Raw genomic sequence first — 15,628 nt, forward strand, 5'->3', positions numbered from 1 at the left:
GCTAGTATCATTAGCGACCTATCTTTTACCAGACATGCATATGGAGCAGCCTTGACCCTGACGCCTGGACGAGTCTCCCTGCTGGTTGCCATCAATACCGCGCTGGCGCCCTTTGCCATCGATGCCTATCTGCCGGCCATGGGCGTACTGGCGGCCAGCATCGGGGCCAGCATTCACCATACCGAGCTTTCCATCAGCGTGTTCCTGGCCGGTTTCGCCATCGGCCAGCTGCTGTTCGGGCCGGTATCCGACCGGCTGGGACGCAAGCCGGTGCTGCTGTCCGGGCTGGTAGTGTTCCTGCTGGCCAGCCTGATGCTGGCCACGGTTGGTTCGTTGACGGAGCTGCTGGCGTGGCGTTTCGTGCAGGCGCTGGGAGGCGGGGCCTGTGTGGTCAACTCGGCGGCCATCGTGCGCGACTGCTTCAGTGGACGACAGGCGGCCAGCGTCATTTCCACCATGGCCATGATCATGATGCTGGCGCCATTGGTGGCGCCGCTATTCGGTAGCGCCATGCTGTATCTGTCAGGCTGGCGCGTGATCTTCGTCTTCCTGGCGGGCTACGCAGCCTTTCTGCTGTGGCTGATGTCCACCAGGCTGCCCGAGACGCGGGACCCCAATCACCCCGTGGCTTCGTTCCCCCAGGTGTTGTGCAACTACGCCAGTGTGATACGCCATCGGGAAGGGCTGGGTTACATCTGCGCGGTGTCGGCCTCGTTCGGCGGCCTGTTCGCCTTCGTCACCGCGTCGCCCTTCGTCTATATGGAGCACTTCGGTCTGTCGCCCGCCACTTATCCCTTCGTGCTGGGGGCCAACGTGATCTTCATCGCGCTTTCCAATCGGCTCAACATCCACCTGCTCAAGTCGCGCACGCCGTTGCAGAATCTCTATCTGGGGCTCGCCATTCAGATGGTGGCGGCGAGTGGCCTGGTGATGGCTGTAATGACCGGGATGGCCTCGCTGCCGGTGGTCGTGGCTCTGGTGATGCTCTATTCGGGCATGATCGGGCTGATTTCGCCCAATGCCATGGCATTGCTGCTGGATCACTTCGGCCACATGAGCGCCACCGCCACGGCGCTGATGGGGGCGGCCAAGTTCGGTTCCGCGGCGCTGGCAGGGGTGATGGTGGGGGCCTTCGAGATCGAGAACCTGTGGCCCATGGTGCTGACCATGCTGGTGGCCTCGCTGTTCGGCAACGTCATGCTGTCTCGGCTCGCCGGACGCCCCGTGCATGCCTGACGCTTTCCTTCTTTGGCTCGACATGGCGCCGATCACCTGGCTTGGCTGTGCCCTGGTATTGGCGCTTGGGGCCTTCGTCCAGCGTGCCACAGGCTTCGGCCTGGCGGTGGTCGGCGCGCCGCTGCTGCTGATGCTCGAGCCGCGTCTGGTACCGGTGATACTGGTGCTGTTCGGCTTCACCGTGTCGTTGATGACGGTGCGTCATTACCGTCACGAGGTGCAGATCGGTGAGATCGGCATGGCGCTGATCGGGCGCCTTCCCGGCAATGCCCTGGGCCTGTGGCTGCTGCTCGCCGCCCCCATGGTGCTGTTGGAAAAGCTGATTGCCTTCAGCGTGCTGTTCGCCGTGGCGGTTACGCTGTTTCGTTTCCGCCTGCCGGTCAACCGAGCGAGCCTGTTCGGTGCCGGCGTGGTCTCGGGTATCTTCGGCACCGTGGCGGCCATCGGCGGGCCGCCCATGGTGCTGCTGATGCACGGCCTGTCGCCGGATCGGCTGCGTGGCAATCTGGCGGCCTTCTTCATCATCACCTCCAGCCTGACGCTGGTGACTCTGGCGCTGGCCGGTCAGGTACGTCTGTGGCATCTGGGGCTGGCGCTCACCTTTTTGCCGGCGGTGCTGGCCGGCAACGCCCTGGCTGATCGTATCGCCCACAAGCTAGACCGGCGTCGCCTGCAGGGCGCTTCACTCGCCTTGTGTACGCTGGCGGCAGTGGGGCTGCTGCTGTAATTCGTTACGTTCCGTTCACGTGTCATCTTTCTGCAATCAAGCATCTCCAGAATCTCTCTTGCGAATGGCCCTCGGGCCAAGACGACACTGCCAGGCCGTGGGGTCTGTCGGATCAAAACGCAGAGAGGATCGTGAAGATGAGCTTCAAGAAGAGCACGCTGAGCATGGCGATCGCCGCTTCCCTTGCCGCCGGTCTGTCGACCGCCGCCCAGGCCCGTGACACCATCCAGATCGCCGGTTCCTCCACCGTGCTGCCCTTTGCCAGCATCGTTGCCGAGGAGTTCGGTGGCTCCTTCCCGCAGTTCAACACCCCGGTGGTCGGTTCCGGAGGTTCCGGCGGCGGTCTGCGCCAGTTCTGTCAGGGCGTCGGCGAGAACACCATCGACATCGCCAACTCCTCCCGGGCCATCCGCTCTGGCGAGCTCGAGAACTGCGCCGCCAATGGCGTCAACGACGTGCTCGAGGTCATGTTCGGCTATGACGGCATCGTCTTCGCATCGCGCGCCGACCGCGGTGAGTTCGCCCTGACCCCGCAGCACGTCTTTGCCGCTGCCGCCGCCCAGATTCCTCAGGACGGCCAACTGGTCGCCAACCCCTATACCCGTTGGTCCGAGATCGACAGCAACCTGCCCGATCAGGAGATCGTGCTGGTCATCCCGGCCTCCAACCACGGCACCCGTGAAGTCTTCGAAGAGAAGGTGCTGCACGCCGGCTGCGACAGCTACGCCGAGATCGAGGGCGATGCCTGTAACAACCTGCGCGGCGACGGTCGCATCATCGAGATCGCCGGTGACTACACCGAGACCCTGGCGCGTCTGGACGCCCAGGCCGATGCTGTGGGCGTGTTCGGTCTGAGCTTCTACGACCAGAACCGCGACCGCCTGCAGGTGGCTACCGTCGACGGCGTCACGCCGAGCCTGGAGACCATCGGCTCCGGCGAGTATCCGGTGTCGCGTCCGCTGTTCTTCTATGTCAAGGGTGAGCATCTCGACGTGATTCCCGGCCTGGCCGAGTACACCGAGTTCTTCCTCAGCGATGCCATCTCCGGCTTCGGTAGCCCGCTGGAAGACGCCGGTCTGATACCGATGGATGACGACGAACGTGCCCAGGCGCTGGAGCAGTTCCAGGCGCGCACCGTGGTCTCCGCCGAGTAAGAGGGTTGCAGTAACGGGGAGCGGTAGCCGCCGCTCCCCGACTCGGACTCAAGAGCGCGAGATGGAGAGACGATGAATCTTGTCTTGATCGCTACCGTGTTGATCGTGATGGCCATGGCCTATCAGGTCGGGCTGTCCCGCAGTAGGGCGGTAGCAGACGGTGGGGTGCGGCTGCATTCCCGCCCCGGATATTACGGCGTGCTGGTCGCCCTCTGGTGTGGGCTGCCGGCACTGCTGCTTTTTGGCGTCTGGCTACTGCTGCAGGATGCCATCGTCGAGGTGCTGGTCGTTCAGCAATTACCGGCTGAGCTTGCCGCATTGAGTGAGCGTGAGATGCAGGTGCTGCTGCGTCGCATCGGGGCGCTGGCCTCGGGGCAGGGCGTGAGCGGTGAGGTGCAGGCCTACGAGGTTGCCGCCGCTCAGCAGATGGCTCGCCTCGAAAGCATGGGGCGGCTGGCCATGATCGCGGCCATGGCCGTGCTGGCCGTCGTCGGCCTGGTCACGGCGCAGCGGCGTGTCTCGCCGCAGCTTCGTGCCCGCAACCAAGTCGAACGGGTGATAACGGCACTGCTGGCGCTGAGTTCCGGCGTCGCCATCCTGACCACGGTGGGTATCGTGCTGTCGCTGGTGGGCGAGGCGCTCCACTTCTTCCGCTACATCAGCCCTGCGGAGTTCTTCTTCGGTACCGTATGGAACCCCCGCTTCAGCACCTCCGGGGTAGGCCAGCAGGGCGAGTTCGGGCTGTTGCCGCTGCTGTGGGGTACGCTCATGGTCAGCGCCATTGCGCTGCTGGTGGCGATACCCCTGGGGCTGATGACGGCCATCTACATGGCGGAGTACGCACCGCCGTGGCTGCGCAACGTGGCCAAGCCGATCATCGAGGTGCTGGCTGGTATTCCGACCATCGTATACGGCTTCTTCGCCCTGATCGTGATCGGCCCGTTCCTGTCCGGGCTGGGCGACATGCTGGGAATCGGCATTCGTGCCACCAGCGCGCTGACGGCGGGCCTGGTGATGGGGATCATGATCATTCCCTTCGTCTCTTCGCTCTCCGACGACATCATCACCCAGGTGCCGAAATCGCTGCGCGACGGCGCCCTGGGGCTCGGTGCTACCAAGTCGGAGATGATTCGCCAAGTCGTGCTGCCCGCCGCGCTGCCGGGCATCGTCGGTGCTTTTCTGCTGGCTGCCAGTCGCGCCATCGGCGAGACCATGATCGTGGTGTTGGCTGCCGGCAACAACCCGGTGCTGCATGCCAATCCTCTTGAGGCTATCTCCACCATCACCGTGACCATCGTCAACCAGTTGACCGGCGACATGGACTTCTCCAGCCCGCAGTCGCTGGTGGCGTTCGCGCTTGGTCTTACGCTGTTCGTCATCACTCTGGGGCTCAATGTGATCGCCCTGGTGGTGGTACGTAAATACCGTCAGCAATATGAGTGACGCCCTGTGACCGCTACCAATTTCGACATTGCCGATACCAGACGCCGCGCACGGCTCGATACCATCCAGCGTTCACTGAACGCCCGACATGCCCGCGAGCGTCGCTTCAGGTTCATGGGGCTGGCTGCCGTCGTCACCGGCCTGGTGCTGGTGGCGATTCTGTTCACCAGCATTCTGGCACGCGGGCTGCCGGCCTTCTGGCAGGCCACCCTCTATCTCGACGTCTACCTCGACCCCGAGGTCATCCAGGTAGACGAGCGGCCGGTGCGCGAGACAGGGGAGAGCCCGGCCCAGTTTCGTGAGCGCGAACTCGCCTGGTTGAATCAGCTTGGCCTGGTCAACTGGAATGCGCTGATCGACGAGGCGCTCAAGGCCCACCTGCCGGGAGAGATCGAGTCGCGCCAGGCGCGTGACCTGCGCGCCCTGGTGGCCACCGGTGAGCGCTTCGCGCTGCGTGAGCGGGTGGTCGCGAACCCCGAGCTGATCGGACAGACCATCAACGTCAAGATGCTGGCCAGCGCCAACGTGGACGTCTGGCTGAAGGGGAACATCGACCGTAACCTTCCGGATCACCGCCAGCAGCTGAGCGCCCAGACCCGCGAGTGGGCGGATCATCTGGAAGCGCAGGGAGTGATTCGCAACGCCTTCAGCACGGCGCTGTTCCTCAATACCGATTCGCGCAGCTCGCCGGCCTCGGCGGGTCTGGCCGGTGCCTTCATGGGCTCGCTGTTCATGATGCTGATCGTCATCGCATTGTCGATACCGCTGGGGGTGGCCAGTGCCATTTACCTAGAGGAGTTCGCGCCCAGGAACCGCCTGACCGATCTCATCGAGATCAACATCAACAACCTGGCGGCAGTGCCTTCGATCATCTTTGGCCTGCTGGGGGCGGCGATCTTCATCGGCTATCTACGTCTGCCGCTTTCCGCGCCGCTGGTGGGCGGTCTGGTGCTGACGCTGATGACGCTGCCCACCATCATCATTGCCACGCGAGCGGCGCTGCGCTCGATTCCGCCCTCGATCCGCCAGGCGGCGCTGGGCATCGGTGCTTCGCGGGTGCAGACGGTGTTCCATCACGTACTGCCCCTGGCGCTGCCGGGCATCCTCACCGGCTCGATCCTGGGCGTGGCTCAGGCGCTGGGGGAAACGGCACCGCTGCTGCTCATCGGCATGAATGCCTTCGTTGCCAACGTGCCCAGTTCGCCCGTGGACCAGGCCACGGCGCTGCCGGTGCAGATCTACTTGTGGCAGGGCAACGAACTACGCAACTTCTTCGAGGCGCGCACCTCGGCGGCCATCATCGTGCTGCTGGGCTTGATGCTGAGCCTCAATGCGACGGCCATCTGGCTGCGCAAGAAATTCGAGACGAGGTGGTAACCATGACTGTATCCGTCACCGTACCCACGGCCATGAACAAGCGCACTGCCCAGGCAGCCAACGTCAAGATGAGCGCCCGCGGCGTCAAGGTATTCTACGGCGAGAACGAGGCGCTGCACGGTATCGATCTCGATATCATGGAGCATGAGGTGGTGGCCTTCATCGGCCCCTCGGGCTGCGGCAAGTCGACCTTCCTGCGCTGCCTGAACCGCATGAACGATACCATTGCGGGGAGTCGCGTCGAGGGCCAGGTGACCCTCGACGGCAACGACATCTACGACCCCTCGCTCGACGTGGTGCTGCTGCGTGCCCAGGTTGGGATCGTGTTCCAGAAGCCCAACCCCTTCCCCAAGTCGATCTACGAGAACATCGCCTACGGCCCGCGCCTGCACGGCCTGGCCCGGCGGCGTGCCGAACTCGACGATATCGTCGAGAGCAGCCTGCGCCGTGCCGGGCTGTGGGACGAAGTAAAGGATCGCCTGGATCAGCCCGGCACCAGTCTCTCCGGAGGGCAGCAGCAGCGTCTGTGCATTGCGCGCACCATTGCGGTGAGCCCTGAGGTGATCCTGATGGACGAGCCTTGCTCAGCCCTCGATCCCATCGCCACGGGCAAGATCGAGCAGCTCATCGATGAGCTGAGCGAGAGCTACACCATCGTCATGGTGACCCACAACATGCAGCAGGCGGCGCGGGTGGCGCACAAGACGGCGTTCTTCCACCTCGGCGACCTGGTCGAGGTAGGCGATACCGACGACATCTTCACCAATCCGCGCGAACAGCGCACCCATGACTATATCACCGGACGTTTCGGCTGATCGAGGTGAGGTGAGTACAGTGAAACCGTATCGGGTTCTCTTTCTCTGCAACGCCAACTCCGCCCGTTCGTTGATGGCCGAGGCGCTGCTCAACCATATCGAAGGCGAGCGGATCGTCGCCTTCAGTGCCGGGGTCGAGCCCGATCGACCCCATGAACTCACGCTCGAAGCGCTTCACCATCTGGGTATCGGCACCGAAGGGCTGGCCAGCGAGCCGCTGGAGCGCTATGCCGGGGAGTATTTCGACTCGGTCATCGTGCTGTGCGAGAAAGCCCAGCAGAGCTGCCGTGAGTGGCAGGGACAGGCCGGCGAAGTGGTCTTCTGGGACATTCCCGACCCCCGCCTGAGTGACGACCCCAATGCCTACCGCAAGACGCTACGGGAGATCCGCGGGCGCCTTCAACTGTGGGTGGATGCCAAGCTGCGCAAGCTGGGTTGATTCGCCTGCACGGACGGGGCTTCACTTGGTTAGAATGGGGCTCCGTCCTTGCCGCTGGAGACTGCCGGTGTCCGAGCTGGATCCCGTTCGCCTCTTCAAATGCCTCGCCGACGAGACCCGTTTGACGCTGACCCTTTTGATTCGGGAAGAAGGGGAGCTGTGCGTCTGCGAAATGACCCATGCTCTGCAAGAGTCCCAGCCCAAGGTCTCGCGGCACCTGGCGCAGCTGCGGACCTGTGGGCTGCTCAGCGATCGCCGTGAAGGCCAGTGGGTCTACTACCGCATATCCGATGAGCTGCCGGGCTGGGTGGCCGAGGTGCTGGCGGCGGCGGAGAAAGGAGAGGCGCCGCGTCTGGTCGAGCTGCAGCGGCGCCTGCAGGGCATGGGCAATCGGCCCGAGCGGCGCGCCGCCCTCTGCTAGGTTGTGAGCTCAAGCTCTGACGAAAAGTGCGGACGACCTCACGCCTGTCTCGCCGGTGCCGGTTCCGCCGAACCGCTTACGCCACGCAGCGCCCACAGGCCGAGAATCGGTCCCGGCAACAGCCACCACAGTACCCACAGCTCCTGCAGCGACCACAGCGTAGTGGTCAGCGAGATGGCGGGAATGGTGAGCGCGAAGCCGATGGCATTCATTACCGCCAGCGTGGAGCCGACCCGCTCGCGTGGGGCGGCCGCTGCTGCCAGAGCGGAGAACTGAGGCGAGTCGGCGATCACCGTGAGTCCCCAGAGAAACAGCAGTGCCAGCAGCAGGCCCGGCGGGGCCCAGGCCAGCAGAGGATAGGCCAGGCATAGCATGCCGGAGGCCGTCAGCGCCCAACGCGCCACCCACAGGCTGCCCAAATGGCGGCTCACCCAACCGCCCCCCACGCAGCCCACCAGCCCCAGCGCAATGATGCCGAAGGAGAGCCAGGCCACCAGATCGTTGGAGGCCATGAGCCGTTCGACTTCGCGCATGACCAGAAAGGGTGTCAGCATCCAGAAGGCGTAGAGTTCCCAGCAGTGGCCGAAGTAACCGCCGGCCACGGCGCGAAAGCGCTTCACCCCCAGCGCGGCTAGCCCCTCGGAAAGCCGCGCCTTGCCCGCGGAAGGCGGCAGGTGCGGGCCGTCGCCCAGCCGCAGCACCATGGCGCCCCCCAGCAGGGCCAGCAGCGAGGCGCCCAGCAGTGGCCACTCCCACGGCATGCCCAGGGTGCTGCCACGCAGCAAGTGGGGTAGGGCGGTGCCCAGGGTGAGCATACCCACCAGCCAGGAGAGCGCCGCCCCGGTGTGCTTGGGCGTCCAGCCGATCACCAGCTTCATGCCCAGCGGATAGATGCCGGCCAGGCATAGCCCGGTGGCGAAGCGCAGCAGCACCGCCAGCGGAAACTGGGTAGCCGCCAGCACGAAGGCAGCGTTGACCAGCGCGCCCGCCAAGCAGGAGGCGGCGAAGATGCGACTGGCGCGAAAGCGGTCAGCCAGGCCGGTGGCGGCGATGAACAGGGTGCCGCAGATGAAGCCCGCCTGCACGGCGAGTGTCAGCCTGCCGAGATCGACCTCTGAGAAGCCGAGATCCCGCGACAGCGAGAGCCCCACGCCGTTGACGGAGAACCACAGCGAGGTGCCGCACAGCTGGGCAAGCACGATGACGGTAAGCGCAGGGCGCTGCAGTGAGGTGGCATTCATCCACGCATACTCACCGCGCCCGTTCGGTGAGGCAAGCCGTCATTCGTCTTGGTGGGGTCATGCCCCGGCAGCGGCGAACCTGTGTCGGGTACGGTTGGCGATGCGCACCAGAGCCAGCATCAACGGCACCTCCACCAGTACCCCCACCACCGTGGCCAACGCTGCGCCGGACTGCAGGCCAAACAGCGCGATGGCCACCGCCACTGCCAGCTCGAAGAAGTTGCTGGCGCCGATCATGGCCCCGGGAGCGGCCACGTTGTGCGGTACCTTCCAGGCCTTGGCCCAGCCATAGGCGATGTAGAAGATCAGAAATGTCTGCACGATCAGCGGAATGGCGATCAGCACGATGTGCAGCGGGTTGGCGAGAATCACGTCACCCTGGAAGGCGAAAAGCAGTATCAGGGTGACGATCAGGCCGATGGGAGTGATCGGCCCGATCCGCTTCATGAACACGTTGTCATACCACGCACTGCCGCGCCTGGCGATCAGGATGCGGCGCGTGAGATAGCCCGCCGTGAGCGGGATGACGATGTAGAGGAAGACCGACAGCGCCACGGTATCCCACGGCACCTGGATATTGGAAACGCCCAGCAGCAGCACCACGATGGGAGCGAAGGCGAACAGCATGATCAGATCGTTGAGCGAGACCTGCACCAGGGTGTAGGCGGCGTCGCCGCGGGTCAGGGTACTCCACACGAAGACCATGGCAGTGCAGGGTGCGGCGCCCAGCAGGATCGCCCCGGCCAGGTACTGCTGAGCCAGCGGCTCGGGGATCCAGGGCCGGAACAGTACCATCAGGAAGAGCCAGGCAATGGCGAACATGGTGAAGGGCTTGATCAGCCAATTCACCGTGGTGGTGATGACCAGCCCCTTGGGCTGGCGGCGAACGCCGAGCACCGCGGCGAAATCGATCTGGGCCATCATCGGAAAGATCATGGCCCAGATCAGAATGGCCACCGGAATCGATACCTGGGCGACCTCGAATTGCGCCAACGTCTCGGGTACGGCCGGGGCGAACTGGCCAAGCAGTACGCCCGCGACGATGGCCAGCGCCACCCACACGGAGAGAAAGCGCTCGAAGCGTCCCATGCCTTCGGCAGTGGAGGGCGCCTGGGTGAGAGTGTCGTTGGGCATGTGTGGCTCCTGCGCGAGAAGGGCTTGGCGAAAGATATATGGTTTTCCATATATGAGCAACGCCGGCCGGCATGTCGAACCCGGCGCCTGCGCTGTTATGATTCAGCCAATACCGATGATGAGGAAGCGATTTGGGCTCGACCGAACCTCTGCGGCTCGTTGGCGTCGGCATCGGCGCGCTGAGCGATATCGATCTCGGGATAGCGCCCGGCGAGATCGGCTGCATTTCCGGTGCCAGCGGCTCGGGCAAGAGCCGGCTGCTGCGCGCCGTGACCGATCTCGAGCCTCACGCCGGCGAGGTGTGGCTGGGCGAGCAGGCCCAGTCGCAAATGCCGGGGCATGTCTGGCGTCGCCGGGTGATGCTGGTGCCGGCCGAGAGCCACTGGTGGGAGGATCGGGTGGGGGAGCATTTCGCCACGCGCCCCGCAGAAAGCGAGCTCGCGGCGCTGGGCTTCACGCCCGATACCCTGGAGTGGCAGGTGAGCCGTCTCTCCACCGGTGAGAAGCAGCGCCTCGGCCTGCTGCGGGCGGTGAGCCTCGAGCCGCGGGTGCTGCTGCTCGACGAGCCGACCGCCAACCTGGATGACGCCACCAGCGCGCGGGTGGAGACCTGGCTGGTCGAGCGCATTCGCTCCCGCGGCTGGCCGACCCTGTGGGTGGCCCACGACCGCGCGCAGATCGCCCGGGTGGCCAGCCATCACTGGAGGATTGCCGGAGCGCGGCTCGAGGAGTTGGAGCCCGCATGAACGTGATCGAGCTCTCCTGGTGGCAGCTGGCGCTGGCGGCACTGATGGTGGTGGCACTTGCCGGCTGCACCGCTGCCATGCGGCTGGGCATGAGTCGCAGCCTGTTGATTGCGGCGCTGCGAACCGTCATTCAGCTGGCGCTGGTGGGCCTGGTGCTGGAAGCGCTGTTCGCCGCCGAACGGCTGGTATGGGTGGTGCTGATGGCACTGGCGATGCTGCTGATCGCCGGGCGCGAGGTGATGGCGCGCCAGAAACGTCGGCTGCTGGGCGGCTGGGCCTTCGGCATCGGCACGCTGTCGATGTTTCTCTCCTCGTTCACCGTGGCCGTGCTGACGCTGACCGTGATCATCGGCCCCGAGCCCTGGTATCTGCCGCAGTACGCCATTCCGCTGCTGGGCATGCTGCTGGGCAACACCATGACCGGCGTGGCCCTGGCGCTGGACCGGTTGACCGACAGCGCCTGGCGTCAGCGCGGCGTGATCGAGAACCGGCTGATGCTGGGACAGCCCTGGCAGGAAGCGATCGGCGACATTCGTCGCGAGGCGATGCGCAGCGGGCTGATGCCGATGATCAATGCCATGGCCGCGGCCGGGGTGGTCAGCCTGCCGGGTATGATGACCGGCCAGATACTCGCCGGCACCGCGCCGGGCCTGGCGGTGAAGTACCAGATCCTGATCATGTTCGCGATCACGCTGGGCACCGGCTTCGGCACCCTGGCGGCCGTTTCGGCGGGCAGCCGCCGGCTGTTCGACTCCCGCGAGCGGCTGCGGCTGGACCGGCTCTCGTCGCCACGCTCTTGACCCAGCACCTGCACATGAAAACGCCCGCCTCCTGTAGAGGAGGCGGGCGTCGTCGATGCGGCGCTCGATCGGTCGACCAGGTATCAATCCACGAGTTCGATGGCCACCGCGGTGGCTTCGCCGCCGCCGATGCACAGGCTGGCGATGCCGCGCTTGCCGCCCTTGGTGCGCAGGGCGTGGATCAGGGTGGCGATGATGCGCGAACCGGTGGAGCCGATGGGGTGGCCCTGGGCGCAGGCGCCGCCGAAGACGTTGACCTTGTCGTGCGGGATGTCGAGTCCGTCCATGGCCAGCAGCGTGACCACGGCGAAGGCTTCGTTGATCTCGAACAGGTCGACGTCTGCCACGCCCCAGCCGAGCTTCTTCATCAGCTTGTCGATGGCGCCCACCGGGGCGATGGTGAACTCGCTGGGGTGCTGGGAGTGGGTGCTGTGACCCAGCATGCGCGCCAGCGGCTTGCTGCCGAGCCTGTCTGCCGCGGCCTGGCTGGCCAGGATCAGCGCCGAGGCGCCGTCGGAGATGGAGCTGGAGTTGGCCGCGGTGATGGTCCCGTCCTTGGCGAAGGCGGGGCGCAGCTGACGGATCTTGTCGAGCTTGGCCTGGAACGGCTGCTCGTCGTGCTCGACCACGCTTTCGCCCTGACGGCTGGTGACGGTGACCGGGGCCATCTCGGCCGCGAGGTGGCCGGCATTGGTGGCCGCCATGGCCCGCTCCAGCGAGGCGATGGCGAAGTCGTCCAGACGCTCGCGGGAGTAGTCGCGCTGGCTGGCGATGTCCTGGGCGAACACGCCCATCAGCTTGCCGGTTTCGGCGTCTTCCAGGCCGTCGAGGAACATGTGATCCTTCAGCTCGCCATGGCCCAGACGGTAGCCGGTGCGCGCCTTGGTCAGCACGTGGGGGGCGTTGGACATCGATTCCATGCCTCCGGCCAGGATCACCTCGCCGCTGCCGGCACGGATCAGGTCGTGGGCCAGCATGGCGGCCTTCATGCCCGAGCCGCACAGCTTGTTGATGGTGGTGGCGCCGATGCCATCGGGAATGCCGGCCTGGCGCATGGCCTGGCGAGCCGGACCCTGCTTGACGCCACCCGGCAGCACGCAGCCCATGATGCCCTCATCGATGCTGCCGGCCTCGATACCGGCACGCTCGATGGCGGCACGAATGGCCGTGGCGGCGAGCTCGGGTGCCGTGAGACTGGCCAGGCTGCCCAGCATGCCGCCCATGGGCGTGCGGGTGGCGGAAAGAAAGACGATATCGTGCGGGCTGCTCATGGTGGCGGTCTCCTGGTATTCCTGGGTGATTTGTCATTGTCGCGAGCCGGCCTGGCGCCATGGCCGTCTCCTGCATGTATTCTCACGTTCTCGCAGCGCCGTCTCGACGCTAGTCGCGTTGACCTCTTTGCGCTGCTGTGTTCTTCTCAAGATCAACCAAGCAAGCGCTAGTGTAAACCCGATGAATGTCGTTAACGAGTCCCCACGCCGTAAGGAATTGACCCGTCTGGCCGCGCAATTGTTCGTCCAGGAGGGGTTCGACCGTACCACGGTGCGCATGCTGGCCCAGGAGATGGGCATCAAGTCCGGCAGTCTGTTCCATCATTTCCGCGACAAGCAGGAGATCCTTGCCGCCGTCATCGAGGAGGGCACCCAGAACGCCCTGGCGCTGGCGCGTCAGGCGCTGGAAGAGTGCGGCGACTCGGCCGACGAACGGCTGCATGCCATGGCCAGGGCGCATCTGCAGACGCTGCTGACCGACCGCAACGCCCATGTCGTCGCGCTCTACGAGTGGCGGCGGCTGGATGCCGCATCGCGAGATCATCTCAGCCATTTGCGCGATGCCTACGAAGAGCTGTGGGAGCGGGTCATCGACGAGGCCCTGGAGGCCGGTCTGATACACGGCGACCGCTTTCTCGTCTCGCGCTTCGTCATGGGGGCGCTGAACTGGACGGTGCGCTGGTACGACCCCGAAGGCGCACGCAAACCCGAAGATCTGGCCCATGAGCTGGTCGCGATGATCACCACCTCAGCCCACACCCCGCCTGGGCAGTCGACCAAGGTCTAGCCCATACCCCTCATTCGAGGGGTTGCCCCGCCTTGAGTTTGCTTCTAGCTTGTACCTAGCGCTTGCTAGGTTGACGCTTACGTCAACTGCATCTAAGCAGAAGAGATCCAAACGGAATGGAACGGCGAACCGGCCTCGACACTGGCGCAGTGTCGAGGCGGAGCTTCAACAACAAGCACAATCAGGCACAAGAGGGCAGTCAATGAGCACGCAATCGCTTCCTGAGTATCCCGCCTTTATGGAGCGCTTCTCCATCGACGAGGTCATCGCGCGTCTCGACGATCACGGCGATGGCAAGTTCAACGCTTTCGAATCCTGCTGCGGCCGCCACCTGCGCGCCGGCCGCGGTGAGGTTTTGGCGCTGGTGCATGAGGATACCCAGGGCAACGTCAATCGGCGTACCTATGCCGAGCTGGAAGCCGAGAGCGCCCGGCTCGCCGGCTGGTTCGCCGAGCGCGGTCTGGGCGTGGGTGACCGCATCGCCTGCATGCTGCCGCGTTCCCCCGAGTTGCTGGTGGCGGTACTGGCCACCTGGCGTATCGGGGCGGTCTATCAGCCGCTGTTCACCGCCTTCGGCCCCGATGCCGTGGATTACCGCCTGGGCCGGGCCGATACTAAGCTGGTGATCACCGATCATGCCAACCGCTTCAAGTTCGACGGTCTCTCCCAGTGTCCGCCGGTGCTGGCCGTAGGCGGACCGAGCGAAGGACACGACGGCGATCTCGACTGGGACGAGGCGCTGTCGCACTCGCCGATCCAGGCCAATCCGCCGCGGCTCTCGCCGGAGGCTCCGTTCCTGCAGATGTTCACCTCGGGCACCGTGGGCAAGCCCAAGGGGGTGGCGGTGCCGCTCTCCGGCATGCCGGCCTTCGCCCTTTACATGGAGCTGGCCATCGACCTGCGCGAGAGCGACCGCTTCTGGAACATGGCCGACCCCGGCTGGGCCTATGGGCTCTACTACGCCATTGCCGGGCCGCTGCTGCTGGGGGTGACCACGCATTTCTGCGAGGCGGGTTTCAGCGCCGAAGGGGCGCTCGACTTCATGCGCCGGCACCGCATCACCAACTTTGCCGCCGCGCCCACCGCCTATCGCCTGATGAAGGCCTCGGGGCTGTTCGACAGCGCCCACGAGAGCCTCGAGCTGCGCGTGGCCAGCTCCGCCGGTGAGCCGCTCAACACCGAAGTGGTGACCTGGGTCGAGCGCTCGCTGGGCTGTCCGGTGATGGATCACTATGGCCAGACCGAGACCGGCATGACCTGCTGCAACCATCATGCGCTCGGGCATCCCAAGCACGTTGGGGCCATGGGCGTGCCCATGCCCGGTTATCGCCTGGCCATTCTCGACGCCGAGTACAACGAGCTGCCGCCGGGCGAGCCGGGCGTGCTGGCGGTGGACATCGAGCGCTCGCCGGCGCACTTCTTCCAGGGCTATACCTGGCAGGAGAAGCACCCCTTCGCCAAGGGCTACTACCTGACCGGCGACGTTGTGATCCGCAACGAGGACGGCACCTTCCAGTTCGCCGGGCGTGACGACGACATCATCACCACCGCCGGCTACCGTGTAGGTCCCACCGACGTGGAGAACACCGTGCTCACGCATCCGGCAGTGGCGGAGTCCGCCGCGGTGGGCCAGCCCGACGAAATTCGCGGCGAGATCATCAAGTCCTATGTGGTGCTGCGCGAGGGCTTCGAGGCCAGCGACGAACTGGCCGACGAGATTCGTCAGCGGGTGCGTGAGCGGCTCTCCACCCACGCCTTTCCGCGGGTGATCGAATTCGTCGAGGCCCTGCCCAAGACGCCCAGCGGCAAGATACAGCGCTTCAAGCTGCGCGCCGATGCCGCCGAAAAGGCGGAGGCAGCAGCCAAATGAACCGGGAGACAACCCAATGCAAGTGAAGGACCGTACCTTTCTGATCACCGGCGCCGCCTCCGGACTGGGGGCGGCCACCGCCGAGCGCCTGGTGGCCGGCGGCGGCCGGGTGGTGCTCTGCGACCTCAGCGAGGCCGTCGAGGCCCACGCCGAAACGCTCGCGATAT

The 15,628-nt window shown here is 65.3% G+C and carries 16 protein-coding genes; 13 read left to right on the forward strand and 3 right to left on the reverse strand.

Features of this window, described 5'->3' with window-relative positions:
* Window positions 1-51: 51 nt before the first annotated feature.
* From B8115_RS11305 to B8115_RS11340, 8 genes are all read left to right on the forward strand, one after another.
* Complete coding sequence (locus tag B8115_RS11305) at window positions 52-1,236, forward strand: multidrug effflux MFS transporter (protein WP_010627907.1); 1,185 nt, start codon at window positions 52-54, stop codon at window positions 1,234-1,236.
* On the forward strand, window positions 1,229-1,963 hold the full coding sequence (locus tag B8115_RS11310) for a sulfite exporter TauE/SafE family protein (protein WP_010627908.1): 735 nt from the start codon (window positions 1,229-1,231) through the stop codon (window positions 1,961-1,963). Before B8115_RS11305 ends, B8115_RS11310 begins: the two co-directional genes overlap by 8 nt.
* 137 nt (window positions 1,964-2,100) lie before the next feature.
* The gene (locus B8115_RS11315) at window positions 2,101-3,117 is read left to right on the forward strand and encodes a substrate-binding domain-containing protein (protein WP_010627909.1); all 1,017 of its coding nucleotides are present in this window, start codon (window positions 2,101-2,103) and stop codon (window positions 3,115-3,117) included.
* Between the two features lie 72 nt (window positions 3,118-3,189).
* Window positions 3,190-4,560 (forward strand): phosphate ABC transporter permease subunit PstC, encoded by a 1,371-nt coding sequence (pstC, locus tag B8115_RS11320; protein WP_010627910.1) that lies wholly within the window; start codon window positions 3,190-3,192, stop codon window positions 4,558-4,560.
* A gap of 6 nt (window positions 4,561-4,566) precedes the next feature.
* Complete coding sequence (gene pstA / locus B8115_RS23910; RefSeq protein WP_010627911.1) at window positions 4,567-5,937, forward strand: phosphate ABC transporter permease PstA; 1,371 nt, start codon at window positions 4,567-4,569, stop codon at window positions 5,935-5,937.
* Between the two features lie 2 nt (window positions 5,938-5,939).
* Window positions 5,940-6,752 (forward strand): phosphate ABC transporter ATP-binding protein PstB, encoded by an 813-nt coding sequence (gene pstB / locus B8115_RS11330; protein ID WP_010627912.1) that lies wholly within the window; start codon window positions 5,940-5,942, stop codon window positions 6,750-6,752.
* A 19-nt stretch (window positions 6,753-6,771) separates the two neighbouring features.
* Window positions 6,772-7,191: an arsenate reductase ArsC gene (locus B8115_RS11335; RefSeq protein ID WP_010627913.1), complete on the forward strand. Its 420-nt coding sequence runs from the start codon at window positions 6,772-6,774 to the stop codon at window positions 7,189-7,191.
* Between the two features lie 34 nt (window positions 7,192-7,225).
* Complete coding sequence (locus B8115_RS11340; RefSeq protein ID WP_051004630.1) at window positions 7,226-7,612, forward strand: metalloregulator ArsR/SmtB family transcription factor; 387 nt, start codon at window positions 7,226-7,228, stop codon at window positions 7,610-7,612.
* 38 nt (window positions 7,613-7,650) lie between these two features.
* Here B8115_RS11340 and B8115_RS11345 read toward each other — a convergent pair whose 3' ends face one another.
* Together B8115_RS11345 and arsB are read right to left on the reverse strand one after the other, a co-directional pair.
* Window positions 7,651-8,853: an MFS transporter gene (locus B8115_RS11345; protein ID WP_010627915.1), complete on the reverse strand. Its 1,203-nt coding sequence runs from the start codon at window positions 8,851-8,853 to the stop codon at window positions 7,651-7,653.
* A gap of 57 nt (window positions 8,854-8,910) precedes the next feature.
* Window positions 8,911-9,987 (reverse strand): ACR3 family arsenite efflux transporter, encoded by a 1,077-nt coding sequence (arsB, locus tag B8115_RS11350; RefSeq protein ID WP_010627916.1) that lies wholly within the window; start codon window positions 9,985-9,987, stop codon window positions 8,911-8,913.
* Between the two features lie 131 nt (window positions 9,988-10,118).
* Between arsB and B8115_RS11355 the strand changes: the two genes are divergently transcribed.
* Together B8115_RS11355 and fetB are read left to right on the forward strand one after the other, a co-directional pair.
* The gene (locus B8115_RS11355) at window positions 10,119-10,733 is read left to right on the forward strand and encodes an ATP-binding cassette domain-containing protein (RefSeq protein WP_010627917.1); all 615 of its coding nucleotides are present in this window, start codon (window positions 10,119-10,121) and stop codon (window positions 10,731-10,733) included.
* On the forward strand, window positions 10,730-11,533 hold the full coding sequence (gene fetB / locus B8115_RS11360; RefSeq protein ID WP_010627918.1) for an iron export ABC transporter permease subunit FetB: 804 nt from the start codon (window positions 10,730-10,732) through the stop codon (window positions 11,531-11,533). The genes B8115_RS11355 and fetB overlap by 4 nt, the downstream gene beginning before the upstream one ends.
* A gap of 83 nt (window positions 11,534-11,616) precedes the next feature.
* Here the strand turns inward: fetB and B8115_RS11365 are convergent, their stop codons facing one another.
* The gene (locus B8115_RS11365; protein ID WP_010627919.1) at window positions 11,617-12,804 is read right to left on the reverse strand and encodes an acetyl-CoA C-acyltransferase; all 1,188 of its coding nucleotides are present in this window, start codon (window positions 12,802-12,804) and stop codon (window positions 11,617-11,619) included.
* A gap of 181 nt (window positions 12,805-12,985) precedes the next feature.
* Here B8115_RS11365 and B8115_RS11370 point away from each other — a divergent pair, with 181 nt between their 5' ends.
* From B8115_RS11370 to B8115_RS11380, 3 genes are all read left to right on the forward strand, one after another.
* A complete protein-coding gene (locus B8115_RS11370; protein ID WP_035590879.1) occupies window positions 12,986-13,591 on the forward strand; it encodes a TetR/AcrR family transcriptional regulator in 606 nt (201 codons plus the stop codon).
* 202 nt (window positions 13,592-13,793) lie between these two features.
* On the forward strand, window positions 13,794-15,461 hold the full coding sequence (locus B8115_RS11375; protein WP_010627921.1) for an AMP-binding protein: 1,668 nt from the start codon (window positions 13,794-13,796) through the stop codon (window positions 15,459-15,461).
* Window positions 15,462-15,477: 16 nt separating this feature from the next.
* On the forward strand, window positions 15,478-15,628 hold a 151-nt coding region (locus tag B8115_RS11380), incomplete at its 3' end, for an SDR family NAD(P)-dependent oxidoreductase (protein WP_010627922.1).

The sequence above is a fragment of the Halomonas sp. KM-1 genome, from assembly GCF_000246875.1.
GTDB lineage: Bacteria > Pseudomonadota > Gammaproteobacteria > Pseudomonadales > Halomonadaceae > Halomonas > Halomonas aerodenitrificans.